This is a genomic window from Streptomyces sp. NPDC001858, from assembly GCF_053594615.1.
The window spans coordinates 60,829-81,709 of the sequence record NZ_JBSFEV010000024.1 but is presented as its reverse complement, the minus strand read 5'-3'; the positions used below and the strand labels follow the sequence as shown (position 1 = coordinate 81,709).

General features: G+C 72.2%; 21 protein-coding genes. 7 read left to right on the top strand and 14 right to left on the bottom strand.

The genetic code is table 11. The features are described from left to right. Positions 1-2: 2 nt before the first annotated feature. The 6 genes from gatC to ACWCPF_RS28880 all read right to left on the bottom strand — a co-directional run bounded on the left by gatC (position 3) and on the right by ACWCPF_RS28880 (position 7,574). Positions 3-299 (bottom strand): Asp-tRNA(Asn)/Glu-tRNA(Gln) amidotransferase subunit GatC, encoded by a 297-nt coding sequence (gene gatC, locus ACWCPF_RS28905; RefSeq protein ID WP_007384860.1) that lies wholly within the window; start codon positions 297-299, stop codon positions 3-5. A gap of 182 nt (positions 300-481) precedes the next feature. Continuing rightward, positions 482-2,749, bottom strand: a complete 2,268-nt coding sequence (locus tag ACWCPF_RS28900) for a putative bifunctional diguanylate cyclase/phosphodiesterase (RefSeq protein WP_451048039.1) — start codon at positions 2,747-2,749, stop codon at positions 482-484. A gap of 270 nt (positions 2,750-3,019) precedes the next feature. Beyond that, positions 3,020-5,272, bottom strand: a complete 2,253-nt coding sequence (ligA, locus tag ACWCPF_RS28895) for an NAD-dependent DNA ligase LigA (RefSeq protein WP_451048038.1) — start codon at positions 5,270-5,272, stop codon at positions 3,020-3,022. A gap of 15 nt (positions 5,273-5,287) precedes the next feature. After that, on the bottom strand, positions 5,288-6,244 hold the full coding sequence (locus ACWCPF_RS28890; RefSeq protein ID WP_451048092.1) for a methionine synthase: 957 nt from the start codon (positions 6,242-6,244) through the stop codon (positions 5,288-5,290). A 73-nt stretch (positions 6,245-6,317) separates the two neighbouring features. Further along, positions 6,318-7,016, bottom strand: coding sequence for an SDR family oxidoreductase (locus ACWCPF_RS28885; protein ID WP_451048037.1), 699 nt, complete (start codon positions 7,014-7,016; stop codon positions 6,318-6,320). A gap of 18 nt (positions 7,017-7,034) precedes the next feature. Next, positions 7,035-7,574: an LOG family protein gene (locus ACWCPF_RS28880; RefSeq protein ID WP_451048036.1), complete on the bottom strand. Its 540-nt coding sequence runs from the start codon at positions 7,572-7,574 to the stop codon at positions 7,035-7,037. A 50-nt stretch (positions 7,575-7,624) separates the two neighbouring features. On the opposite strand from ACWCPF_RS28880, the gene ACWCPF_RS28875 reads away from it, so the two are divergent. Continuing rightward, on the top strand, positions 7,625-7,960 hold the full coding sequence (locus tag ACWCPF_RS28875; protein ID WP_451048035.1) for a DUF427 domain-containing protein: 336 nt from the start codon (positions 7,625-7,627) through the stop codon (positions 7,958-7,960). 38 nt (positions 7,961-7,998) lie between these two features. After that, complete coding sequence (locus tag ACWCPF_RS28870) at positions 7,999-8,784, top strand: alpha/beta fold hydrolase (protein WP_451048034.1); 786 nt, start codon at positions 7,999-8,001, stop codon at positions 8,782-8,784. A 52-nt stretch (positions 8,785-8,836) separates the two neighbouring features. Here the strand turns inward: ACWCPF_RS28870 and mnmA are convergent, their stop codons facing one another. Next, positions 8,837-9,973 (bottom strand): tRNA 2-thiouridine(34) synthase MnmA, encoded by a 1,137-nt coding sequence (gene mnmA, locus ACWCPF_RS28865; protein WP_451048033.1) that lies wholly within the window; start codon positions 9,971-9,973, stop codon positions 8,837-8,839. Positions 9,974-10,055: 82 nt separating this feature from the next. Between mnmA and ACWCPF_RS28860 the strand changes: the two genes are divergently transcribed. After that, positions 10,056-10,727, top strand: coding sequence for an N-acetylmuramoyl-L-alanine amidase (locus ACWCPF_RS28860; protein WP_451048032.1), 672 nt, complete (start codon positions 10,056-10,058; stop codon positions 10,725-10,727). A 216-nt stretch (positions 10,728-10,943) separates the two neighbouring features. Then, a complete protein-coding gene (locus ACWCPF_RS28855) occupies positions 10,944-12,518 on the top strand; it encodes a multicopper oxidase family protein (RefSeq protein ID WP_451048031.1) in 1,575 nt (524 codons plus the stop codon). A 96-nt stretch (positions 12,519-12,614) separates the two neighbouring features. On the opposite strand, the gene ACWCPF_RS28850 is transcribed toward ACWCPF_RS28855, so the two are convergent. The 4 genes from ACWCPF_RS28850 to ACWCPF_RS28835 form a co-directional block, all read right to left on the bottom strand. After that, positions 12,615-13,808 (bottom strand): FG-GAP repeat domain-containing protein, encoded by a 1,194-nt coding sequence (locus ACWCPF_RS28850; RefSeq protein ID WP_451048030.1) that lies wholly within the window; start codon positions 13,806-13,808, stop codon positions 12,615-12,617. Positions 13,809-13,959: 151 nt separating this feature from the next. Then, positions 13,960-15,123 carry a cysteine desulfurase family protein gene (locus ACWCPF_RS28845; protein WP_451048029.1) on the bottom strand — a complete coding sequence of 388 codons (1,164 nt, stop codon included), beginning with the start codon at positions 15,121-15,123 and terminating at the stop codon, positions 13,960-13,962. Positions 15,124-15,207: 84 nt separating this feature from the next. Beyond that, entirely contained in the window at positions 15,208-15,516 is a 309-nt protein-coding gene (locus ACWCPF_RS28840; RefSeq protein WP_451048028.1) for a DUF4190 domain-containing protein, read from the bottom strand. A 76-nt stretch (positions 15,517-15,592) separates the two neighbouring features. Beyond that, positions 15,593-15,757: a hypothetical protein gene (locus ACWCPF_RS28835; RefSeq protein WP_451048027.1), complete on the bottom strand. Its 165-nt coding sequence runs from the start codon at positions 15,755-15,757 to the stop codon at positions 15,593-15,595. 144 nt (positions 15,758-15,901) lie between these two features. Here ACWCPF_RS28835 and ACWCPF_RS28830 point away from each other — a divergent pair, with 144 nt between their 5' ends. Next, entirely contained in the window at positions 15,902-16,528 is a 627-nt protein-coding gene (locus ACWCPF_RS28830; RefSeq protein WP_451048026.1) for a TetR family transcriptional regulator, read from the top strand. Between the two features lie 81 nt (positions 16,529-16,609). Here ACWCPF_RS28830 and ACWCPF_RS28825 read toward each other — a convergent pair whose 3' ends face one another. Continuing rightward, a complete protein-coding gene (locus ACWCPF_RS28825; RefSeq protein ID WP_351916470.1) occupies positions 16,610-17,020 on the bottom strand; it encodes a hypothetical protein in 411 nt (136 codons plus the stop codon). 378 nt (positions 17,021-17,398) lie between these two features. Between ACWCPF_RS28825 and ACWCPF_RS28820 the strand changes: the two genes are divergently transcribed. Continuing rightward, the gene (locus ACWCPF_RS28820) at positions 17,399-17,977 is read left to right on the top strand and encodes a TIGR03086 family metal-binding protein (RefSeq protein ID WP_451048025.1); all 579 of its coding nucleotides are present in this window, start codon (positions 17,399-17,401) and stop codon (positions 17,975-17,977) included. Here ACWCPF_RS28820 and ACWCPF_RS28815 read toward each other — a convergent pair. Then, positions 17,964-18,815 (bottom strand): thioesterase family protein, encoded by an 852-nt coding sequence (locus tag ACWCPF_RS28815; RefSeq protein ID WP_451048024.1) that lies wholly within the window; start codon positions 18,813-18,815, stop codon positions 17,964-17,966. The genes ACWCPF_RS28820 and ACWCPF_RS28815 overlap by 14 nt on opposite strands. Positions 18,816-19,015: 200 nt before the next feature. On the opposite strand from ACWCPF_RS28815, the gene ACWCPF_RS28810 reads away from it, so the two are divergent. After that, positions 19,016-20,290: an alpha/beta hydrolase gene (locus ACWCPF_RS28810; RefSeq protein WP_451048091.1), complete on the top strand. Its 1,275-nt coding sequence runs from the start codon at positions 19,016-19,018 to the stop codon at positions 20,288-20,290. Here ACWCPF_RS28810 and ACWCPF_RS28805 read toward each other — a convergent pair. Then, on the bottom strand, positions 20,199-20,855 hold the full coding sequence (locus ACWCPF_RS28805) for a trimeric intracellular cation channel family protein (protein WP_451048023.1): 657 nt from the start codon (positions 20,853-20,855) through the stop codon (positions 20,199-20,201). The genes ACWCPF_RS28810 and ACWCPF_RS28805 overlap by 92 nt on opposite strands. Between the last annotated feature and the right edge of the window lie 26 nt (positions 20,856-20,881).

Below are 20,881 nucleotides of genomic sequence, written 5' to 3'. Positions count from 1 at the left end.
GGTTAGTCCTCCCCCAGGATCTGCGGCACCTTGAAACGCTGCTGCTCCTGGGCCGGGGCGCCGGAGAGCGCCTGCTCGGGGGTGAGCGACGGACGGACCTCGTCCGCGCGCATGACGTTCGTCAGCGGGAGCGGGTGCGAGGTCGGCGGTACGTCTTGGTCGGCGACCTCGCTGACGCGGGCGACCGCGCCGATGATGTCGTCCAGCTGTCCCGCGAAGTGTTCGAGCTCTTCGGGCTTCAGCTCCAGACGCGCCAGCCGGGCGAGGTGGGCGACCTCCTCGCGCGTGATGCCAGGCATGCAGCGTTCCTCTGGGGTGAGTGAAGTGAGATGTGGTTTGGGGCCAATCCTAGGGGGCGGGGCTCTGAACCGGTGACACGGTTCCTCGCCCCCGCCGCCCCTGCCCGTCCCATCCTTCTGGGGCTCCGCCCCGGACCCCGCTCCTCAAACGCCGGAGGGGCTGATTTTCAGCCCCTCCGGTGCTACTCGTCGGTCGCTGCCGCCGGCAGTGCCGCCCGCGGGCGTTGCCAGCCGCGCGAACCGCGGGCGCGGAGCCAGGCCGTCGTTTCCTCGGGGGGCATCGCCGCGGCCACCAGCCAGCCCTGGACGGCGTCACAGCCGAGGTCGCGCAGCCGCTCCCAGGTCTCGTCGTCCTCGACGCCCTCGGCGACCACCAGCAGGCCCAGGGAATGCGCGAGGTCGACCGTGCAGCGCACGATCTCCGCGTCCTCGTTGTCGATGGCGAGGCGGGCCACGAAGGAGCGGTCGATCTTCAGCTCGCTCACCGGCAGCCGGCGCAGATGGACCAGGGAGGAGTAGCCGGTGCCGAAGTCGTCCAGGGACATCTTCACGCCGTGGCCGGTCAGACCGTTGAGGGTGTCGGCGGCGCGCTGCGGGTCCTCCAGGAGGACGTGTTCGGTTATCTCCAGCTGGAGCGATCCCGCGGGCACCCCGTGCCGGGCCAGCCGCGCCGCGACCGACCCCGCGAAGCCCGGCGTGTGGACGTCGCGAGGGGAGACGTTCACCGCGACCGGCACGTACAGGCCCTGCGCCCGCCACTTCGCGACCTGGCCGAGCGCGGTGTCCAGCACGTACTCCGTCAGATGGGGCATCAGCCCCGAGGACTCGGCGATCGCTATGAACTCGTCCGGCGGCACCTTCCCGCGCTCGGGGTGCACCCAGCGGACCAGTGCCTCCAGGCCCGCCACCTGCCCGTCGAAGCGGACCTTCGGCTGGTAGTGCAGCTGCACCTCGTGCGCGTCGAGCGCGCGCCGCAGGTCGCCCAGCAGGCCGAGCCTGTCGGGGGTGTTGGAGTCGCGCTTGGACTCGTACACCTCGACGCCGGTGCGGTCGCGTTTGGCCTGGTACATCGCCACGTCCGCCCGGCGCAGCAGGCCCTCCGCGTCGAGCGCGTGGTCGGGGAAGACGGCGACGCCGGCGCTCGCCTCCAGGACGAGGGTGAGCCCGTCCAGGTCGAGCGGCGAGCTGAGGTCGGAGACCAGGGCGCGGGCGATCCGGCTCGCCGAGGTCGTGGAGTCGGCGACCGGCAGTAACACGGCGAACTCGTCCCCGCCGAGCCGCGCGACCTCCGCACCGCGCGGCAGGGCCAGCCGCAGCCGGTCGGCTATCTGGAGCAGCAGCCGGTCGCCGGCGAGATGGCCGAGGGTGTCGTTGACCGAGCGGAACCGGTCGAGGTCGATCAGCATCAGCGCGGCCCGGACGCCGATGCGCTCGGCGTCGTCCAGCGCGGTCCAGATGCGCTCCAGGAGCCACTGCCGGTTGGGCAGCCCGGTCAGCGGGTCGCGCAGTTGCTCCTCGGCGCGGGCGCGGGCTATCCACAGGGTGGAGTCGAGGGCGATGAGCGGGATGGCGAACAGCGGCAGCAGGATCGGCTTGGCCACGGCCACGACGCAGATCAGCGGGGCGATGCCCAGCAGGGCGACGGCGACGAGACCCTGTCTGACCAGGGCCGTCCGGGCGACGGTGGGCAGTCCGCCGGTGCGGGGGGCGTGCAGATACCAGAGCAGGACGCGGGTGACGGCGAGGTAGGCGACGGCCACCAGGACGACCTGGGGGCCGGTGTAGACCGACCAGGTGTCGGGGGTCCAGGGGCGCTCGACGGACGGTATCCGGCCGCAGGCGGCCAGCAGCAGCGCGCCCGTGCCGATGCCGAGGATGTCCACCGCGCCGTGCAGGACGCCCTGCCGCCAGCGGTGGCGCCTGGCTATGCCGACCAGGACGACGACGGTGAGGCTGACCATGCCGGCCGGCACCCAGCCGTAGAGCAGCAGGACGGCGAGGGTGAGGGCGGCGCCGGAGCCGGTGCCGCCCCACCAGCGGGCGCGGCCCAGCAGGACCAGATGGCCGACGATGACGCCGGCCAGCAGGGCCAGGGCCCAGCCGACCGTGCCGGACGGGAAGAGCGCGTGGCCGCCGGTGAAGGCGCGGTAGAAGCCGGCGCCGAGGGCGAAGGCGGCCCCGGCGACGACCGCGGCGGGCAGCGCGGGCCAGGACAGGTGCCGGTCGGGTTCGGCGCCGGGCATGCCGGGGGGCAGTGCGGCGGAGGCGCGGTTCTCCAGGGAGGGGTGCGGTGTGGGCTGCGGGGCCGTGTGCGGTGCGGGGCGGTGCGGGTACGCCTGTACGCCCGGCGCTCGCTCGGAGCGCGCCGTCCGCCAACTCGCCCACCACACGCCGGCGACCCGGCGTCGGCGCACCGTCGAGTCCGCGGCGGCGCTCTCGGTCGGTTCCATTCCCGTCCCTCTCACGGCCGGCGGTGCCCACGCCACGCGGCCAGTTGCCCGACAACCCCGGGCGGCGCCGCGCTGGAGAACCCTTTCCCTTTGCTCCTCAGGAGCAGGGGGATGCCCCGACCGCAGCTGGGCACGGCGGGCGCACATCTCAACAGTAGGCCGCAGAAGGCTTCCACGGGCAGCGGTCGTCGACGGTTGCCCGAATGCGCCCCGGCCACCCGTATGCATCTGGTATGCGCCGATCGGGTGGCCTTCAACCGCTGAGCTTCGTTATTCCTCGATCGAGTTCTCGATCGGGTTCTCAGCCGATTCCTCGGTCGATCCGCCGGTCGATTCGCCGGTCGGGAGGGCGACTTCGGCCGCCGCCTCGGGCCCTTGTTCGAGCAGGACGGTGAAGCCGTCCTCGTCCAGCACCGGCACCTTCAGCTGCATCGCCTTGTCGTACTTCGATCCAGGGTTGTCACCCACAACGACGAACGAGGTCTTCTTGGAGATGGAACCGGTCACTTTCGCTCCGCGGCTCTGCAGGGCGTCCTTGGCGCGGTCGCGGGTGAAGTGTTCGAGGGTGCCGGTGACGACGACCGTCAGACCTTCCAGGGGCCGCGGGCCTTCGTCCTCCTCGGAGCTCTCCTCCTCCATGCGGACGCCGGCGGCCTTCCATTTGCGGAGGATCTCCTGGTGCCAGTCCTCGGCGAACCACTCCTTGAGCGAGGCCGCGATGATGGCGCCGACGCCGTCGGTGCCCGCCAGCTCCTCCTTCGTGGCCTGCTGGATGCGCTCGATCGAGCGGAACTCGCGGGCCAGCGCCTCGGCCGCGACGGGGCCGACATGACGGATCGACAGACCCGTGAGGATGCGGGCCAGCGGGCGCTCCTTGGCGGCCGCGATGGTCTCCAGCATGGCCAGCGCGTTCTTCTTCGGCTCGCCCTCCTGGTTGGCGAAGACCGTGGCGATCTTCTCCTCGCCCGTCTTCGGGTCCCGCTTGGGCAGTCCGCTGTCCTGGTCGCGGACGTACGCCCGGATGGGCAGCAGCTTCTCGATCGTCAGGGCGAACAGGTCGCCCTCGTCGAGCAGCGGCGGCTCCTGCGGCTCCAGCGGCTTCGTGAGAGCGGCCGCGGCCACGTACCCGAAGTGGTCGATGTCCAGGGCCTTGCGCCCGGCCAGGTAGAAGAGCCGCTCGCGCAACTGGGCAGGGCAGGTACGGGCGTTGGGGCAGCGCAGATCGACGTCGCCCTCCTTCATCGGGCGCAGCGGGGTGTCGCACTCCGGGCACTCGGCCGGCATCACGAACTCGCGCTCGCTGCCGTCGCGCAGGTCGACGACCGGGCCGAGGATCTCCGGGATCACGTCACCGGCCTTGCGCAGCACCACGGTGTCGCCGATGAGGACGCCCTTGGCCTTGACCACGTCCTGGTTGTGCAGGGTGGCGAACTCGACCTCGGACCCGGCCACCGTCACCGGCTCGACCTGCGCGTACGGCGTCACCCGGCCCGTGCGGCCGACGCCCACGCGGATGTTGACCAGCTTGGTGTTGACCTCTTCCGGCGCGTACTTGTAGGCGATCGCCCAGCGCGGCGCGCGGGCCGTGGAGCCGAGCCGCCCCTGGAGCCGGATCTCGTCGAGCTTGACGACGACGCCGTCGATTTCGTGCGCCACCGAGTGCCGGTTCTCGCCGTAGTACGCGATGAACTGCCGTACGCCGTCGAGGTCGCCGACGACCTTGTTGTGCGGGGAGGTGGGCAGGCCCCAGCCCTTGAGCTGGTCGTAGGCCGCGGAGAGGCGGTCCATGCCCTCGTAGCCCTCCAGGGCGCCGATGCCGTGCACGACCATGTGCAGCGGGCGGGAGGCGGTGACCCGCGGGTCCTTCTGGCGCAGCGAACCGGCCGCCGCGTTGCGCGGGTTGGCGAAGGGCTTGTCGCCCGCCTCGACCAGCCGGGCGTTGAGCTCCTCGAACTTGTCCATCGGGAAGAAGACCTCGCCGCGGATCTCCACCAGCGAGGGCACTCCATCGCCCGCGAGGCGGTCCGGGATCTCGGCGATGGTGCGCACGTTGGGCGTGATGTCCTCGCCGGTGCGGCCGTCGCCCCGGGTCGCCGCGCGCGTGAGGCGGCCGTTCTCATACGTGAGGTTGACGGCGAGGCCGTCGACCTTGAGCTCGCACAGGAAGTGGTAGGCGGAGGCGCCGATGTCCTTGTGGACGCGCTCGGCCCACGCGGCGAGCTCCAGGTCGTCGAAGGCGTTGTCGAGCGACAGCATGCGCTCGCGGTGCTGGACGGCCGTGAACTCCGTCTCGTACGCGCCCGCTACCTTCTGGGTCGGCGAGTCGGGCGTGCGCAGCGCCGGGTGCTCCTCCTCCAGCGCCTCCACGGCGCGCAGGAGGCGGTCGAACTCCGCGTCGCTGACGACGGGAGCGTCCTTCACGTAGTAGCGGAAGCGGTGCTCCTCGATCTGCTCAGCGAGCTGCGCGTGCTGCTCCCGTGCCTCGCTGGGCACCGTCGTCTCCGCTTGCCTGTCGCCGGCCACCGTGTGGTCCTCCCGTTACTCTGGGTTGTCCGCGAGGGATCTCGCCGCCCGGACGCAGTGGGCGAGAGCATGGCGGGCGTACGCGGGGGAAGCCCCCGCGAGGCCGCACGACGGAGTGAGGGTGACGGCCTCCGCGAGCAGCCCCGGTCGCAGCCCCAGCCTGCGCCACAGCGTCCTGACACCCATGACGCTACCGGCAGGGTCTGACAATGCGGCATCGGTGCCGGGCACGACACCGACGAAGAGCCGGGTGCCGGCTTCCACCGCCTCGCCGATGACATCGTCGTCACGCTCGGTGAGAAGCGAGAAGTCGAAGGAGACGGCCGCCGCGCCGGCCCGGCGCAGCAGGGCGAACGGGACGTCCGGTGCACAGGAGTGGACCACGACGGGGTCCTCGCCCTGCACCCCGACGACGTCCCGGAGCGTCGCCTCCACGACCTGCCGGTCGACCGAGCGGTGGGTGCGGTAGCCGCTGGCGGTCTTCACATGGCCGCGGAGCACGGAGGTGAGCGAGGGCTCGTCGAGCTGGAGCACGAGCTGCGCGCCGGGCAGCCGGCGGCGTACCTCGGCGAGGTGCTGGCGCAGGCCCTCGGTGAGGGAGCCGGCGAGGTCGCGGCAGGCGCCGGGGTCGGAGAGGGCCGCTTCGCCGTTCTTCAGCTCCAGTGCGGCGGCGAGCGTCCAGGGCCCGACCGCCTGCACCTTCACCTGGCCTTCGTAGCCTTGTGTGAACTCCTCCAGCGCGTCGAGGTCCTCCCCCAGCCAGGACCGGGCCCGCTTGGTGTCCCGCCCGGGCCGGTCGCCGAGCCGCCAGCCGCTGGGCTCCACGCGCGCGTACAGCTCGGCCAGCATCCCCGCGGTCCGGCCGATCATGTCGGCGCCGGGGCCGCGGGCCGGCAGCTCGGCCAGGAAGGGGAAGTCCTCGAAGGACCCGGTGACGGTCTTGGCGGTCTCGCGGGCGTCGCCGCCCGGCATGGAGCCGATGCCGGTGGCGGGGCCGAAACTGAAATGTGGGTGCACGGGTGCAGCCTACGTAGCCCCCGGGCCCTCAGCGGCCCGGTCGTACCGTGAGGTCGGTGAGCTCCGCGTCCGCGGGCAGGTCGATCGCCGTCAGGATCGTCGTCGCCACCGACTCCGGGTCGATCCACTCCGCGGGGTCGTACTCGCGGCCCTCCTGCTGGTGGACCTTGGCCTGCATGGGGCTGGCGGTGCGGCCGGGGTAGACGGAGGTGACGCGGACGCCGTTGTCGTGCTCCTCGGCCCGCAACGCGTCGGCGAGGGCCTTCAGGCCGTGCTTGGAGGCGGCGTAGGCGGACCAGTCGGCGCTCGCCCGCAGGCCCGCGCCGGAGTTCACGAAGACCACCTGGCCGCGGGCGGCCCGCAGCGGGGGCAGGAAGTGCCGGGTCAGCTCGGCGGGCGCGATCAGGTTGACGTTGAGCTGGTGGCGCCAGGACTTCGGGGTCAGTTCGCCCACCGGGCCGAGGTCGACCACGCCGGCGATGTGCAGCAGGGAGTCCACCCGGTCCGGCAGCGACTGGTGGGAGAAGGCCCAGCTCAGCTTGTCGGGGTCGGCCAGGTCGCCGACCAGGGTCCGGGCCCCGGGGAACTGCGCCACGAGCTCCTTCGCGCGGCCCGCGTCGCGCGCGTGCAGGATGAGTTCGTCCCCGCGCGCGTGCAGCCGACGGGCGACGGCGGCGCCGATGCCGGAGCCCGCTCCGGTGATCACATGAATAGCCATGCCCGCCATGCTCGCATCACGGCGTACCTAGGCGATGCCCTGGCTCTCTTCGAGGTAGGCCAGCGCTCCCACCGGCTCCTCGGCGAAGAACACCAGGTCGGCGAGGGGGCGGGGCAGAAAGCCCTCGTCCTCCATGCGCCGGAACTGCTCCTTGAGGCCGTCGTAGAAGCCTGCCGTGTTCAGCAGCACGACCGGCTTGTCGGTGTGGCCGTGCTTCTTGAGCTCCAGGATCTCGGTGGCCTCGTCCAGGGTGCCCGTCCCGCCGACCATGACCACCACCGCGTCGGCCTTCTCCAGGAGCAGCCGCTTGCGTTCGGCGAGGTCGCGGGCGATGACCATCTCGTCGGCGCCGGGCCGCGCCTTGGCCGCCAGGAAGGTCACCGACACCCCGCACAGCCGGCCGCCGGACTCCTGCACGCCGTCCGCGACGACTTTCATCAGCCCGGTGTCCGAACCGCCCCACACGAGGGTGTGCCGGCCCTTGCCGAGCAGTTCGGCGAACTCGCGCGCGGGGCGCGTGTAGCGGTCGGCGAGGTCGGCGGCGGAGAGGAAGACACAGATGCGCATCCCGTCACCGTATCCGGGAAGAACGAGGCGCACGCCAGTGCTTTTCCGGCATGACTCATGGAGACACCCGAGGACACACGATCACCGTCGAGCAGGCCGACCGGCACATCAGGGCCGTCCACGCGGGCCGGGTGCTGGCCGAGACCGACCGGGCCCTCGTGCTGCACGAGACCGGCTGTCCCGCGCGGTACTACATCCCCGAGGCGGACGTCCGCATGGACCTGCTGACCGCCTCCGAGACCCACACCCGCTGTCCGTTCAAGGGCACGGCCTCCTACTGGTCGCTGCCGGACGCGGCCGATCTGGTGTGGTCGTATCCCGACCCCATGCCGGACGTCGCCGCGATCAGGAACCACCTCTGCTTCTACGAGGTGGAAGTGTCGTAGCCCGATGACCGCACCGCCGTGCGGCAGTCTCGACAGACATGGACAAGAAGACGATTTCCCGCGATGGCACCGAGCTCGCGCACACCAGCGCCGGACAGGGCCCCGCGGTCATCCTGGTGAGCGGGGCGATGTCCGCGGGCGGCACCGTGGCGCCCCTGGCCCGGCTGCTCGCGGACCGCTTCACCGTCCTCTGGTACGACCGCCGGGGCCGCGGCGGGAGCGGTGACACGGCGCCGTACGACGTGCGGCGCGAGGTCGAGGATCTGGCGGCCCTCGTCGACGCGGCGGGCGGCGAGGCGGCGCTCTACGGCGTCTCGTCGGGCGGTGCGCTGGTCCTGGAGGCGGCGGCGAGCGGGCTGCCGGTGCGCCGGGCGGCCGTGTACGAGACGCCGTTCGCCGTCGACGAGGAGGGCGTACGGGAGCGCGCCGCGTACACGGCGGACCTCACCGAGGCGCTCGCGCGCGGGCGCCTCGGGGACGCCGTCGAGCTGTTCCTGCGGCTGACGGGGCTGGCCGAGGAGATGATCCAGGGCGCGCGCCGGTCGCCCATGTGGGAGGGCATGGAGGCCATCGCGCCGACCCTCGCCTACGACGACGCCGTCATGGCCGGCGGGGCGGTCCCCCGGGAGCGGCTGGCCTCGGTGGGCGTGCCGGTGCTGGCGGTGGCGGGCGGGGCCAGTCCGCCGTGGCTGCGCGAGGCCGTCCGTGCCGTCGCGGACGCGGTCGGCGACGGCACGTACCTCACCCTCGAGGGCCAGACCCACATGGTGGACCCGACCGTTCTCGCGCCGGTGCTGGCGGAGTTCTTCGGGCAGCCGGACTGACGGCCGGAAGCCCGCCTGCCGCGGGGCCGAGGGGGCCGCTGGGCCCGCGGGTTCAGGAGACCCCGGCCGTCGCCCGCACCGTGGACGCGATCGTGGCCGAGCCCACCACGCGCGTGTCGTCGTAGAGCACGATCGCCTGGCCGGGGGCCACGCCCCGGACGGGCTCGGTGAACGTGACCTCCAGGCGGCCGTCGATCAGTTCCGCGGTCACCTCGGTCTCGCCGCCGTGGGCGCGCAGCTGGGCGGTGTACACGCCGGGGCCGGTCGGGGCGGCGCCGCACCAGCGGGGCTTGATCGCGGTGAGCGCGCCGACGTCGAGGGAGGCGGCCGGGCCGACCGTCACGGTGTTGTTCACCGGGGAGATGTCGAGGACGTAGCGCGGCTTGCCGTCGGCGGCCGGGGTGCCGATGCGCAGGCCCTTGCGCTGGCCGATGGTGAAGCCGTACGCGCCCTCGTGGGTGCCGATCTTCGCGCCGGACTCGTCGACGATGTCGCCCTCGGCCCGGCCCAGCTTGTCGGCGAGGAAGCCCTGGGTGTCGCCGTCGGCGATGAAGCAGATGTCGTGGGAGTCGGGCTTCTTGGCGACGGCCAGGCCCCGCCGCTCGGCCTCCGCGCGGATCTCGTCCTTCGTCGTCACGGTGTCGCCGAGGGGGAAGAGCGCATGGGCGAGCTGACGGTCGTCCAGGACGCCGAGGACGTAGGACTGGTCCTTGGCCATGTCGGAGGCCCGGTGCAGTTCGCGCGTGCCGTCCTCGCGGACGACGACCTGCGCGTAGTGGCCCGTGCACACCGCGTCGAAGCCCAGCGCGAGCGCCTTGTCGAGCAGCGCGGCGAACTTGATCTTCTCGTTGCAGCGCAGGCACGGGTTGGGGGTGCGGCCGGCCTCGTACTCGGCGACGAAGTCCTCGACCACGTCCTCGCGGAAGCGGTCGGCGAGGTCCCAGACGTAGAACGGGATGCCGATCACGTCGGCGGCGCGGCGGGCGTCGCGGGAGTCCTCGATGGTGCAACAGCCCCGCGCGCCCGTACGGAAGGATTGCGGGTTCGCGGAGAGCGCGAGGTGCACGCCGGTCACGTCGTGGCCGGCTTCGGCGGCGCGGGCGGCGGCGACGGCGGAGTCGACACCGCCGGACATGGCGGCGAGCACGCGAAGGGGGCGGGGGCGCTGCGAGGTCTCAGTCTCAGTCATAGCCCTCCCAGGGTACGGGGCGCCGGGAACCGGAGCCCGCGAGTATCCGTTGACGATCCCGAGGGCCGAGAAAGGACTGCGCATGGGGGAGAGGAAAGGCGACTCCGACCGCCGGATCGGGCGGCGTGCTCTGCTGATCGGCGGCGCGGCGGCCGCCGTCGGCACGGGCGTGCTGGCGTGGGAGGAACTGGAGCGGCTGTACTGGCGGCTGCCCGGGGTGCGCCGCGCACGGGTCGAGGGCGCGGTGGATTACACGGGCGCGCGCTGGTTGGCGGCGTCGGAGGCGAACTTCCGCTGGGCGGACCGGCCGGACGACTTCGGGATCGACATGGTCGTCATCCATGTCACGCAGGGCGATCTCGCCAGCGCCGTGAAGGCCTTCGAGGACCCGGGGCACAAGGCCGCCACGCACTACATCGTCGGCCAGGACGGGCGCGTCACGCAGATGATCCGGGAGCTGGACGTGGCGTACCACGCGGGCAATCGCGCGTACAACGAGCGCAGTGTCGGCATCGAGCACGAGGGTTTCGTGGACCGGCCGCAGGACTTCACGGACGCGATGTACGCCGCGTCGGCCCGGCTGACCGCGGAGATCTGCCGGCGGTACGACATATCCGTGGACCGCGAGCACATCATCGGGCACGTGGAGGTGCCGGGGACGGATCACACCGACCCCGGGAAGCACTGGGACTGGGACCGGTATCTGCGGCTCGTCGAAGCGGCGCGGAAGACGGCGCAGACCGTCGCCGGCTGATGAGCGCCTGTGACACAGGTCATATGTGCTCAATATCGTGAACAGTTGATGAGAGCCGGCCGTCCGTTGTGTCCCGCGCCCCGAAGATGACCTGCGGCCTGCCAACTTGGGCTTTTTTCAAGGACGTTGTGGCACACGGCCCTCGCACAGAGTCCTCGGCTCGCTCCAAAGTTCAGCTCAGTCCTTACATAGGCTTTACCCCAAAGCTCCACGCTCATGACCCACACCACAGATCCCGCCTCCGGCGCGGGAGAGCAGAGCAGGGGCGCCCACGCACGCAGCGGCCGGGGCCGCAAGGACGAGCACTCCAAGGAGACGAAGGGCCGGGGCGGCAAGGGCCTGCACCGGCGCAAGTTCCTCGGCGGGATGGCCGGGGTCGGGCTGGGGGCGGCCGGCGCGACCTTCGCGCTGCTGACCGGCGCCAACAACGACAAGGCGTCCGCGGCGACGACCGCCACCGGCACCCTCGCCATCCCGGAGCTGCTGGAGGGCACCACCGCCGACGGCACCACCACCTACACCCTGACCGCCAAGACCGGCACCAACGAGGTGATCACCGGCGTCACCAGCACCACCGCCGGCTACAACGGGTCGTACCTCGGCCCGACCATGAAGTGGACCACCGGCACCACCGCCCTGCTGAACATCACCAACAGCCTGGGCGCGGAGACCACCGTGCACTTCCACGGCGCCCACATCCCGCCCAAGATGGACGGCGGCCCGCAGAACGCCTTCGCCGACGGCGAGACCTGGTCGCCCACCTTCGAGATCAAGGACGAGGCCAAGACCCTCTGGTACCACCCGCACGCCCTGGGCACCACGGCCGAGCAGGTCGTGCACGGGCTCGCGGGCATGATCATCGTCGAGGACGACTCGGAGGTCTCGGCCGCGCTGCCGAGCGAGTACGGCGTCGACGACATCCCGATCATCCTGCAGTGTCTGGCGGTCGACACCGCCGGCGACATCAAGTACGAGGCCGCCGGCTATCGCAGCTCCACCGTCAGCTTCCCGGTGCTGGTCAACGGCACCAACGTCGACTCCACGACCCTCGGCTTCACCGCGACCAAGAAGCGCACCCGCTTCCGGGTCCTGAACGCCTCCCCCGCCGACATCATGACCGTCCAGCGCGGCGACGGCGGCACGCTCACCCAGATCGCCACCGACCAGGGCTATCTCACCGCGCCCACCGAGGTGACCACGATCCGGCTGGTGGCCGGCGCCCGGGCCGAGTTCGTCCTCGACCTGGAGGAGGCGGTCACCCTTCAGGCCGTCGTCACCACGGGCTGGATCCGGGGCGGCAGCGGCACGTACGACTTCCTGACGGTGACTCCGGAGGCCACCGACACGCCCGCCGATCTGCCGAGCACGCTCAACACCATCACCCGGTACGACACGGCCGACTTCGCCGCGCGGACGATCACCCTCGGCCAGGGCACCGGCGGGACCATGACGATCAACGGCTCGGTGGGCACCACCATGGCCGGGATGGCGATGATCAGCACCACGCTGGACGCCGAGGAGGTGTGGACGATCAGCAACAGCACGCAGTTGGAGCACTCGTTCCATCTGCACGACGTGCCGTTCCAGTTGATCGCGATCAACGGTGAGACGCCCACCGGCGTCGACCTCGGCTGGTTCGACACCTACGAGGTGGTCGGCGGCGGCTCGATCAAGATCGCGATGAAGTTCACCGACTTCACCGACGACACGTACATGTACATGCTCCATTGCCATCTGCTCCAGCACGAGGACGAGGGAATGATGGCGTCCCTCATGGTCACGGAAAGTTAGGCGTTTCGCGTCAGCTCGGCCGGGCCTCATCAGCAGGCTGCCGCCGGCAGTGGAAGTGCCGGCGGCAGCCCCTGGCCCAGCGCACCCGGGCCAGGTTCATGGTGAGTGCGGCGGCTGGCAGGCGCCTGTGAACACGTCCACCTGGCCTGCGGTGCTGTTCGCCACCGCGAGGTCGCGTATCCCGTCGCCGTCCAGGTCGGCCGCCGTCGCGTCGTACGCGCCGGTGGCGGGCAGCTCGGCGAGTTCGGTGAGTCCGCCACCGCTCGCGCCCTGGAAGAGGGTGACCGAGCCGCCCCGCAGAGAGGAGACCATCAGGTCGTCGAGGCCGTCCCCGTCCAGATCGGCGGCGCCCACCGCGACCGGCAGCGCGGAGACGGCGTAGGCGGTCGCCGCGCCGAAGGTGCCGTCGCCGGCGCCGAGCAGCACGTCCAGGGCGGCGGTCCCGTTGCTCACCGTGGCCAGATCGAGAGCGCCGTCGCCGTCGAAGTCGCCCTGGGCGAGGGAGTAGAGGCGGGAGGTCGCCGCGTACTCGGTCGAGGCGCCGAGGGCGCCCGTGCCGTCGCCGAGCAGGACGCTCACCCCCGCGCTGCCGACGCTGGCCGTGGCCACGTCCGGTGAGCCGTCGCCGTCGAAGTCGCCGATGACGACGCCGTGCGGCTGGCTGCCGGTGGCGGTCTGGCCCCGGTCGTCGAACGTGCCGTCGCCCCGGCCGAGCAGCACGCGCACGGTGCTCGGGCCCTGCTCGACGACCACGAGATCGGGCGCGCCGTCGCCGTCCAGGTCGCCGGTGGCCAGGGCCCGCGGCGAGGCCCCGACGTCGATGGCGGAGGCGGAGGCGGTGCCGAACGTGCCGTCGCCCTCGTTCAGCAGCACGCTGACCTGGGCGCCACCGAAGTCGGCGAGTGCGAGGTCGGGGCCGTCGCGGCCGTCGAAGTCGGCGACGACGCTCTGGTAGGGGCGCGTGCCGACCGCGTACGTGGCGCCGGCGGCGAAGGTCCCGTCGCCGTTGCCGAGCAGCACGGTCGCCGAGTCCGCGTCGAGGTTGGCGGCGACGAGGTCGAGCACTCCGTCGCCGTCCAGGTCGGCGGCGGCCACGTGCCGGGTCTGCGCGGCGGCCGGCGCGGAGGCGGCCGACTGCACGTAGGAGAGGGGGCCCGCGCAGGAGGCGCTCACGGCCTGCGGGACCACTGCTGCGGCCGGCGCGGCAGCCAGGGCGCCCAGGAGGAGCAGGGCGGCGGCCGAGGCGGGTAAGGCGACGCGACGGCGTTCACCCGATGGCACGAGGGTCATGAGGGGACCTTCTGTCGACAGCGGTGGCGGGAACCTGTGCCAGAAGGTAGAGCAAGCGTCACCTACTGTCGACACCTAGTCACTATATTGACAGGTGACCCTTAGATTCGGCCCGAGTGTCGACACTAGACATCGCTGTCATGCTGCCGCGCTACATCAGTCCCGCCGCCCGGGCGCGCTCCACGGCCGGTCCGATGGCCGTCGCGACCGCCTCGACGTCGGCCTCGGTGGAGGTGTGGCCGAGGGAGAAGCGCAGGGTGCCGCGCGCCAGATCGGGGTCGGTGCCGGTGGCGAGCAGGACATGGCTGGGCTGGGCGACCCCGGCGGTGCACGCGGAGCCGGTGGAGCACTCGATGCCCTGCGCGTCCAGGAGCAGCAGCAGCGAGTCGCCCTCGCAGCCGGGGAAGGTGAAGTGGGCGTTGGCCGGCAGCCGGTCCACGGGGTCGCCGCCGAGGATCGCGTCCGGGACGGCCGTGCGGACCGCGTCGATCAGGGTGTCGCGCAGGCCGCCGATCTCGCGGGCGAACCACTCGCGCTGCTCGGCGGCGAGGCGTCCGGCGACGGCGAAGGAGGCGATCGCGGGGACGTCGAGGGTGCCGGAGCGGACATGGCGCTCCTGGCCGCCGCCGTGCAGGACGGGCACGGGGGTGTACTCGCGGCCCAGCAGCAGGGCGCCGATGCCGTACGGGCCGCCGATCTTGTGGCCGGAGACCGTCATCGCGGCGAGGCCGGAGGCGGCGAAGTCGACGGGGACCTGGCCGAAGGCCTGGACCGCGTCGGCGTGCAGCGGGACGTCGAACTCCGCGGCCACGTCGGCCAGTTCACGGACCGGCAGCACCGTGCCGATCTCGTTGTTCGCCCACATGACGGTGGCCAGCGCCACGTCGTGGGGGTTGCGGGCGATCGCCTCGCGCAGGGCGTCCGGGTGGACCCGCCCGTAGGAGTCGACCGGCAGGTACTCGATCGTGGCGCCCTCGTGCTCGCCCAGCCAGTGCACGGCGTCGAGGACGGCGTGGTGCTCGACGGGGCTGGCCAGGACGCGGGTGCGGGCCGGGTCGGCGTCACGGCGCGACCAGTACAGGCCCTTGACCGCGAGATTGTCGGCCTCGGTGCCGCCGGAGGTGATGACGACCTCGCTGGGGCGGGCGCCGAGCGCTTCCGCGAGGGTCTCACGTGCTTCCTCGACCGTACGGCGGGCCCTTCGGCCGGCGGCGTGGAGCGAGGAGGCGTTGCCGGTGATGCTCAACTGCGCGGTGAGTGCCTCGACCGCCTCGGGGAGCATCGGCGTGGTCGCGGCGTGGTCGAGGTATGCCATGGTGGCCACGATTCTACGGGGGCTGTACAGAGGCCCTCGCTGCCAGGTCGGCCTGGGCCGCGGCCGGGCGGTGCGCCGCGCGGCTCAGAAGTTCCAGGAGATCGTGGAGTCGGCCTGCATGAACGCCAGCAGGACCAGCAGATCGGCGACGCCGAGGGCGAGACCGAGGAAGGCGCGGCCACGACGGGCCGTGCCCCGCCACAGGGCGACCGTCGCGAGGACGATGGCGATGGGGCCGAGGAAGAGATTGAGCACGAGCAGGCCCAACAGGCCCAGGACGAAGGACGCGACGGCCATGCCGTCCGTGTCCCGGACGCCGGTGGAGCGGGCGGGGGTGGGGCTGGAGGTGAGGTCGGAGGCGGGGGTCGGGTCGGCCGGTGCGGTGAGTCGCATGGTCGTTCAGCTCCTGTCGGTCGAGGGATCGGCGAACGGGTGATCCGCGCGTGAGCCGCGGGCGGTCGGTGGGCGGTCAGTGGGCCGACGTCCGGCGGCGGCTGTGGCGCTCGCGCAGCGCGAAGACGCCGAGCCAGGCGGCGATCACGGTGGCGGCGACGAGGCTGAAGGTGAACGACGCGTGGGCCACTGTGCCCATCACGACGCCGAACAGCAGCAGTGCGGCGACAAGGAACAGCATGGGACGGAACCCCCTCCGGACGGCTCTTCGGCCGCCTCTCGTTATGTTTCGGTGAACAGTTGTGGTTACAGTTGTTCACTGACTCTTGAGTCTAGCGCGCCGCACGGCTTTGCAATTCCGGAGAACAGTTGTTAACTGGATGACATGAGTCACACCCTCGGCATCCGGCAGGCCCAGAAGCAGAAGACCCGGCAGGCGCTCCTGGACGCGGCGCTCGGGCTGCTGGAGGAGCAGAGCCTGAGCAGCCTGGGCCTGCGCGAGGTCACCCGGGCCGTCGGGGTCGCCCCGACCGCCTTCTACCGGCACTTCCGCTCGACGGCGGATCTGGGCGTGGCGCTCGTCGAGGAGGCGCTGGGCAGCCTGCACCCGATGATCCGGACCGCCGTGACCACGGCCGACTCCAGCGAGGAACGCATCAACCGGGCCGTCGAACTGATCGACGGTCATGTGAGCGCGTCCCCCGCGCACGTCCGCTTCATCGCCCGCGAACGGCACGGCGGGGTCCAGCCGGTGCGGGAGGCGATCCGCGACCAACTGGGCCGGTTCGCCGTGGAGGTGCAGGTCGAACTGGCCAAGGACGCCGAGGCCGAGGGCTGGAGCGAGGACGACCTGTCGATGCTCTCGCACCTCTACGTCGACCAGATGCTCAGCACCGCCTCGCTCTTCCTGGAGGCTCTGGAAGCCGCACCGGAGGAGCGGGAGCAGATCCGCCGGCGTGCGACCCGTCAGATGCGGCTCATCAGCATCGGCCGCCGCTACTGGCGGGACTGACGGCCCGTACGGCACAGGGGCGGCGCACTCGATGCCGAGTGCGCCGCCCCTGTGGGTGAACCGCCGCGGATGAGCCGCCGGTCAGCCCTGCTGCTGGGCCTGCTGCCCCTGGCCGGCCCCCTGGCCGCCGCCGGGACCGCCGCAGCCGCCGCCCTGACCCCCGCCGGGACCGCCCTGACCGCCGCCGCCGGGGCCGCCGCTCGGCGCGCCCGACGGGACACCGGTCGGCATCCCGGTCGGGGCGCCCGTCGGCTGGCCCGAGGCCGCGGCGCCGGTGGGCGCGCCCGAGGGGGCGCCGCTCGGCGCGCCGCTGGGCGCACCGCTGGGCATCCCCGAGGCGTTGCCGGTCGGCGGCGAGCAGGACTGCTGGCTGGTCGTCCCGCTGTTCGAGGACGAGGAGTCGCCCGAGCCGCAGGCCACCAGGGCGAGGGGCGAGAGCGCCAGCAGCGCCACCGCGGGGACGAGACGGACGGGCATCAGCGCACGCTTCATGAGAGACAGCTCCATGGAAGATGAAGGGGACCTGAGGCCGCGAACTCAACCAACAGCGCTTAGGCCTACCTTGAGCCTCCTCTGTCCGCCGCCTGTCAATCAGGTCAAGCGCGACCCAACAAACCCTGCTGACCTGGGAGTTCTCCCCTGATGCCCGGTCAGTGCGCTGGTACAGCTCCGTGACAGAAGACAGCGCACGGACCACGGGGGACAGAGCACGGACCGCGGGGGACAGCGCACGGACCACGGGGGGGGCGGCGGCCGGACCGTGGACCGGGCCCGCCATACGGGTCGGCCTCGCCGTCGCCGACGGCGGTCGCCGGGTTTTCCGGGAAGTCTGCGAGGAGCAGCACCGGTTCCGATCCGAAAGGCTCCGCCATGACCGACCCACGCCCCCTGTACACCCGGGCCACCGCGCAGGCGGCCGAGCTCATCGGGACCGTACGGCCCGAGCAGTTGACCGGCCCGACGCCCTGCACCGAGTACGACGTCCGCACGCTGCTCAGCCATATCGTCGGCGGCAGCGTGCGGATGGCGGTCGTCGGGGAGGGCGGCGACGGGCTCGCCGTACGGATGTTCGTGGACGGCGTCGAGGACGACGGCTGGCCGCAGGCGTACGACGAGATCAGGGCCCGGGTGCTCAGGGCCTGGGCGAGCGACGAGCGGATGGCCGGGTCGGTGCGGGTGCCGCGGGGCGACATCCCGGGCCGGGAGGCGCTGTCCGCGTACGTGATGGAGATCGTGGCGCACACCTGGGATCTCTCCGAGGGACTCGGCCGGCCGGTGCCGCTCGACCCGGAGCTGGCCGAGTTCTCGCTGGCCGCCGCGCGGGCGGGGCTGCCCGACGGCCCGCGTGACGGACGGCCCTTCGAGCCGGCCCGCCCGGTCCCCGAAGGGGCCGACGCCTACGCGGAGTTGGCGGCCTGGCTCGGCCGGGAGCCGCTCAGCCGAGCCTGACCCGCGCCAGCTGCCGCGACTGGGCGACGAGACGGTCCGCGCTGTCCCAGACCTCGGCGTCCTCCTCCAGGAAGCCGCCGGCGAGGTTGCGGGTGGTGATGGAGACGCGCAGCGGGCCGGGGGCCGGACGGCAGCGGACGTGGACCGTCAGCTCGACCGTGGGGACCCAGCCGCGCAGGCCGATCTCGAAGGCGGTGGGCGGCAGGGCGTCCACGGCGAGGAGGAGGGAGAGCGGGTCGGGGTCGCGGCCGTCCTTCAGACCGAACCAGGCCCGCATCTCGCCCTTGCCGGAGGGCTGTCCGAGCGCCCAGCCGAGGGTCGACGGGTCGAGCTTGAGCATCAGGCGGTCGGTGATGGCGGAGCTGCCGTCCACGGGCGCCGGACCGTCCTCCGGGCCGAAGCACTGGTCCATGGGCGGGATGGCGGGCGGCGCGGCCGCCGTGCGGACGTCGTCCGGCAGGGAGTCCAGGTCGCCGTAGGAGGCGAGGACGCGGATCCGCTCGACCTCGGTGCCGCTGTCGTCGTACTGGAAGAGCGAGGCCTGGCCGGTCGACAGGGTGCGGCCGGTGCGGACGACGTCCGTGCGGACGACCGCGGGGCCGGGGTGCGAGGCCGTGAGGTAGTGCGCCGAGATCGTGAACGGGTCGCGGTGCGGCAGGGCGTCCGCGAGCGCGCGACCGAGGACGGCGAGGAGGTAGCCGCCGTTGACGGCGCTGATGATCGTCCAGCCGGCCGAGAGATCGAGGTCGTAGACGCCGGGCTCGCGTGGGGTGAGGGCGGTGTCGCGGTCGAACTCGCTGTCGCCGATGCGCGCGCACGCGATAGCTGCTTCTGGCATGCCTGAACGCTACAACAGAATAATACTAAGCGGTAGCTTTCCCCGCGCCCCCGCCTTGGCCCTGCATCGGTCCGGCGTCGGTCCTGCCTTGGCCCGGCCCTGGCCCCGCCTTGCTGCCTCCGCGTGAAACACTCGCAATTTCTTGGTAAGTGTCCGAACTCGTCCGTGACCTCGACGCCCGGATTCCCCTCTGCAAGGACATGAGCCTCACCGGGACTCCGTTCCTCTACACCCTGATCGCGCTGTCCGTGCTCGCCGTCGCACTGCCGCTGCTGGTGTGGTCGCGGCTGCGCGGGCCGCGGATCCTGCGCGCCGCGGCCCGGGTGCTGATGCTGATGTTCGCGCAGGGCACGGCCGTCGCCCTGGTCTTCGTGACGGTCAACAACGCCAACGGCCTGTACGACACCTGGGACGATCTGCTGGGCACCGGCACGCATGTGCAGCAGGCCGCCGACCTGGGCGCCGACGGCACCGGCGGGATCGCGCTGGACCGGCTGCCCAGGGTCGCGCAGAAGTTCACCCAGGCCCAGGGCCCGGGGATGCGTGCGGTCGGCGGGGTGCGCGTGACCCAGCTCCAGGGCCGGATCTCCGGCGTGAACGCCGAGGTCTACGTCTGGCTGCCGCCGCAGTACGACGAGCCCGCCTACGCGCATCGCACCTTCCCCGTCGTGGAGCTGCTCCCGGGCTACCCGGGCTCCCCGAAGGCCTGGTACGGGACGCTGCGCGTGCACGAGCAGCTCGCCCCGCTGATGCGCTCGGGCAAGGTCGCGCCGTTCATCCTCGTCGCGCCGCGCACCACCCTGCTGCCCGGCGTGGACACCGGCTGCGCCAATGTGCCGGGCACCGTGAACGCCGACAGCTGGCTCAGCCTCGACGTGCCGAAGATGGTCACGGACAACTTCCGGGTCCAGCCCGCGCCCAAGGGCTGGGCGGTCGCCGGCTACTCGGCGGGCGGGCACTGCGCGTCCAAGCTCGCCGTCGCCCACCCCGACCGCTACCGCGCGGCCGTGAGCCTGTCCGGGTACAGCGACCCGATCGTCGAGCCCGACTCGCTCGCCGCGCAGAACCCGCGGCTGCGCCGGGCCAACGACCCGTACCTGCTGCTGCGCCGGGCGGCCGTCCCGCCCCCGGTGGCCCTCTACCTCTCCGGCCAGCCGCACGACGGCTACGAGGCCGCCCTGGCCATGCGGCAGGAGGCGAAGGCGCCGACGACCGTGCACGTCGTCCGCATCCCGAGCGGCGCGGGCGGTCACACCATGGCGCTGTGGCGGCCGCAGGTGTCGCCGGCGTTCCGCTGGCTGACGACGCAGCTGGACCAGCACCGGGTGGGCGGCGAGGGGAGGGCCGGAGCGGAGAAGCCGGGAAAGGGGAAGGAGAAGGGGGCTACTCCTCGCGGACGGTCGAGCGACGATTCCACGCGCGAGGCGCTCGCCAGTGGAACCGCATCGCGAGCAGCCGCAGGACGAAAGCCGTGATCGCGGCCAGGCCGCCGGCCAGCTCGGTGAGCAGGCCGTAGCGGATGCTGAGCGCCACCATGGTGGCGCCGACCATCGCCGGGACCGCGTAGAGATCGCGGTCCCAGCGCAGCAGCGAGGGCACCTCGTTGGCCAGCACGTCGCGCAGCACACCGCCGCCGACGCCGGTCGCGACCCCCAGTGCGGCCGACGCGGTCAGGCCCAGTCCGTAGTCGTACGCCTTCATCGTGCCCGTGACGCAGAACAGGCCGAGGCCGGCCGCGTCGAAGACGTTGACGCCCGCCTGGATCCGCTCCACCTGCGGGTGCAGGAAGACGACCAGCAGGGCGGCGAGCAGGGGCGTGAGGAAGTACCCCAGGTCGGTGAAGGCGGCCGGCGGCACGGCGCCTATGACCAAGTCCCGGAAGACCCCGCCGCCCAGCGCCGTGACCTCGGCGAGCATGGCTATGCCGAACACGTCGAAGTTCTTGCGGACGGCCAGCAGCGCGCCGGAGATGGCGAACACGAAGATGCCGGCCAGGTCGAGCGTGTGCTGGATGGAAGGGCTGAAGATCTGCAGAAGCACCCTTACATTGTCACCCAGCACTGAGC

Excerpts from the sequence above, each read along its gene's own strand:
- gatC (WP_007384860.1), bottom strand. The coding sequence starts at position 299 with ATGCCTGGCATCACGCGCGAGGAGGTCGCCCACCTCGCCCGGCTGGCG.
- ACWCPF_RS28900 (WP_451048039.1), bottom strand. The coding sequence starts at position 2,749 with ATGGAACCGACCGAGAGCGCCGCCGCGGACTCGACGGTGCGCCGACGC.
- ACWCPF_RS28890 (WP_451048092.1), bottom strand. The coding sequence starts at position 6,244 with ATGCCGGGCGGCGACGCCCGCGAGACCGCCAAGACCGTCACCGGGTCC.
- ACWCPF_RS28885 (WP_451048037.1), bottom strand. The coding sequence starts at position 7,016 with ATGGCGGGCATGGCTATTCATGTGATCACCGGAGCGGGCTCCGGCATC.
- ACWCPF_RS28880 (WP_451048036.1), bottom strand. The coding sequence starts at position 7,574 with ATGCGCATCTGTGTCTTCCTCTCCGCCGCCGACCTCGCCGACCGCTAC.
- ACWCPF_RS28875 (WP_451048035.1), top strand. The coding sequence starts at position 7,625 with ATGACTCATGGAGACACCCGAGGACACACGATCACCGTCGAGCAGGCC.
- ACWCPF_RS28870 (WP_451048034.1), top strand. The coding sequence starts at position 7,999 with ATGGACAAGAAGACGATTTCCCGCGATGGCACCGAGCTCGCGCACACC.
- mnmA (WP_451048033.1), bottom strand. The coding sequence starts at position 9,973 with ATGACTGAGACTGAGACCTCGCAGCGCCCCCGCCCCCTTCGCGTGCTC.
- ACWCPF_RS28860 (WP_451048032.1), top strand. The coding sequence starts at position 10,056 with ATGGGGGAGAGGAAAGGCGACTCCGACCGCCGGATCGGGCGGCGTGCT.
- ACWCPF_RS28855 (WP_451048031.1), top strand. The coding sequence starts at position 10,944 with ATGACCCACACCACAGATCCCGCCTCCGGCGCGGGAGAGCAGAGCAGG.
- ACWCPF_RS28850 (WP_451048030.1), bottom strand. The coding sequence starts at position 13,808 with ATGACCCTCGTGCCATCGGGTGAACGCCGTCGCGTCGCCTTACCCGCC.
- ACWCPF_RS28845 (WP_451048029.1), bottom strand. The coding sequence starts at position 15,123 with ATGGCATACCTCGACCACGCCGCGACCACGCCGATGCTCCCCGAGGCG.
- ACWCPF_RS28840 (WP_451048028.1), bottom strand. The coding sequence starts at position 15,516 with ATGCGACTCACCGCACCGGCCGACCCGACCCCCGCCTCCGACCTCACC.
- ACWCPF_RS28835 (WP_451048027.1), bottom strand. The coding sequence starts at position 15,757 with ATGCTGTTCCTTGTCGCCGCACTGCTGCTGTTCGGCGTCGTGATGGGC.
- ACWCPF_RS28830 (WP_451048026.1), top strand. The coding sequence starts at position 15,902 with ATGAGTCACACCCTCGGCATCCGGCAGGCCCAGAAGCAGAAGACCCGG.
- ACWCPF_RS28825 (WP_351916470.1), bottom strand. The coding sequence starts at position 17,020 with ATGAAGCGTGCGCTGATGCCCGTCCGTCTCGTCCCCGCGGTGGCGCTG.
- ACWCPF_RS28820 (WP_451048025.1), top strand. The coding sequence starts at position 17,399 with ATGACCGACCCACGCCCCCTGTACACCCGGGCCACCGCGCAGGCGGCC.
- ACWCPF_RS28815 (WP_451048024.1), bottom strand. The coding sequence starts at position 18,815 with ATGCCAGAAGCAGCTATCGCGTGCGCGCGCATCGGCGACAGCGAGTTC.
- ACWCPF_RS28810 (WP_451048091.1), top strand. The coding sequence starts at position 19,016 with ATGAGCCTCACCGGGACTCCGTTCCTCTACACCCTGATCGCGCTGTCC.